The organism is Aequoribacter sp. (assembly GCF_965659035.1).
GTDB lineage: Bacteria > Pseudomonadota > Gammaproteobacteria > Pseudomonadales > Halieaceae > Aequoribacter.
Map to the genome: position 1 here is coordinate 1 of NZ_CBFHWH010000164.1, position 1,907 is coordinate 1,907.

Consider the following 1,907-nt stretch of genomic DNA (forward strand, 5'->3'; position numbering starts at 1 on the left):
TCCCACCAATACCACTGGGGGGCATCGCCGTACATCCAACCCGTAAATACCCGAGCAAAGGCCTTGATAATGTCTTGATCGTAGGTGGGGATACTGCGACCCTGGTCATCGAGCTGCACCGTCCCATCTTCGTTAAGCATAACCAAGCCAATGGTAAACAGCTGCATCATTTCGCGGGCGTAGTTTTCGTCGGGGCGAATGTTGCGCGCTGAATCGGCTTTTTCGTTACGCACCATGCTTAAGTACTCGCCCATCATGGGGTTAAGAGTGACATCTTTAAGTAGCTCGCGATAATTCCCCAGCGCGTTTTTGGCCAACAGATCGTGGTAATTAGCCACGCCTCGGGTATCGTTAAACAGGGCGTCTGAGATATCCGAGATCACAAAAATTTGGCTCAGCGCAAAGGCCATGCGCTGGCGCAGTTGGTCCTCGCCATAGACGAAGGTTTCCCACAGTACATCGCTTAATAAAGTACGTTTGTACCAGTCCAACTCCAAGTCGCTTTTGTCTAAGGGGTTTAGGCCCGCCGCACGCATGCGCTCATCTAAACCCTCTAAAATTTGCGACTGCGGCGCAGCCATCTGATTATTCTGCCAGGCCTCGAAGTCATAGTCGTCAGACCGAAGGTCCAGTAAGGCCGTTTGGGTGACACCAAAAGACGCCTGCGTTAAAAACCGCGCACCATCGATGGCCGCCGAATCTTGTGCCAGCTCAAAAAAAGTGGGCTCGGGCTCGGGCGTGTTGGTGACGGGTGGATTGGTCGTACCCGACGAGGGCGCAGGATTAGAGGTACCGCCACCCCCGCCGCCACCGCAGGCGGTCAGCAATACCAGGCAAAAAAATAATAAATAACGAAGATTAGACACGCGAGCTCCGCGGACGTTAAACACTCCCGAGGATAGCGTATTACACCGCAGGGAAGAAGTGTGAAATCGAATTCAGGGTTGGCGCTTGTTTTGGGGCTATGCTGTTGTGTTGATCCTGACTAAGGCTAAGCCAATCTTACCGAAACACTTTATATCACCGGCAACACCTCGAACTCACTCGTAAACGATGTGGCTTTAAACATAATCTTTCAATTTCGACCACTGACGCTCAAAAAGCTTACTGCTTCTTTCTCGCAATGTAGCCTTTACCCAAGCGTTTAACCAAAGATAGAATGTTAAAACAATGTTATTACTAAAAGGTGGAGCTATGCATTTAAAGCTCAGAAAAATCGGAAACTCGCGCGGCATTATTATCCCCGCCTCGGTGCTAGATACGCTGGGCATCGGCAATGACCTTGAAATGAGCGTATCCAACGATTCGATCATATTAAAGGCGTCGAATAATATCCGCGAGGGGTGGTTTGAAAGCTACCAGCCAGAGGACGACGCTGAACCCCTAGCCAACTTGCGTGAGTTGACGAGCGAGCAGGAGGACTGGGAATGGTAAGCCGTGGCGACGTGTACTGGGTTGAGCTTGATCCGACTGTGGGAAGCGAGATCAGGAAAACTCGCCCCTGCTTGATCATCTCGCCCGATGACATGAACCAGGTACTACCCAGAGTAATCATCGCGCCTATAACCTCAAAAGGACAGCGCCTGGGTTGCCGACCGGAGGTCATCATCAAGGGCAAACGTGGCCGAGTGTTACTCGATCAAATTCGCACAGTCGACAAGAAGCGACTGCAAGGCAAAGTGACCCATCTACCGTTGCTGCAGTGGCACGACACCCTCATTCAGATGTTGTCATGAAATAGGCACAGCAAACCAGCACCCAATTTTAGAGTCATCCCCAACCCTCAGCTTAGGCACACACTCATTCCCGCCCAAAACCCATCACAACCCGTCAAAAACATGACACCCCCTGCGCCCTACCCTAGGCTCAATACTGAGCAAAGGAGGGCAAATTATCGTCTCAGTAGT

The 1,907-nt window shown here is 51.3% G+C and carries 3 protein-coding genes; 2 read left to right on the forward strand and 1 reads right to left on the reverse strand.

The window, feature by feature from the left end:
* Nucleotides 1-866, reverse strand: an 866-nt coding sequence (locus ACTF5Z_RS12060; protein WP_438985850.1) for a DUF1800 family protein, incomplete at its 3' end; no start/stop codon positions are given.
* Nucleotides 867-1,194: 328 nt separating this feature from the next.
* Here ACTF5Z_RS12060 and ACTF5Z_RS12065 point away from each other — a divergent pair.
* Nucleotides 1,195-1,434, forward strand: a complete 240-nt coding sequence (locus tag ACTF5Z_RS12065) for an AbrB/MazE/SpoVT family DNA-binding domain-containing protein (RefSeq protein ID WP_423849344.1) — start codon at nucleotides 1,195-1,197, stop codon at nucleotides 1,432-1,434.
* Complete coding sequence (locus ACTF5Z_RS12070; RefSeq protein ID WP_423853655.1) at nucleotides 1,428-1,736, forward strand: type II toxin-antitoxin system PemK/MazF family toxin; 309 nt, start codon at nucleotides 1,428-1,430, stop codon at nucleotides 1,734-1,736. Before ACTF5Z_RS12065 ends, ACTF5Z_RS12070 begins: the two co-directional genes overlap by 7 nt.
* Nucleotides 1,737-1,907 lie beyond the last annotated feature (171 nt).

Bases quoted from the DNA above. Each gene is read 5' to 3' on its own strand.
- ACTF5Z_RS12065 (WP_423849344.1), top strand. From the start codon at position 1,195: ATGCATTTAAAGCTCAGAAAAATCGGAAACTCGCGCGGCATTATTATC.
- ACTF5Z_RS12070 (WP_423853655.1), top strand. From the start codon at position 1,428: ATGGTAAGCCGTGGCGACGTGTACTGGGTTGAGCTTGATCCGACTGTG.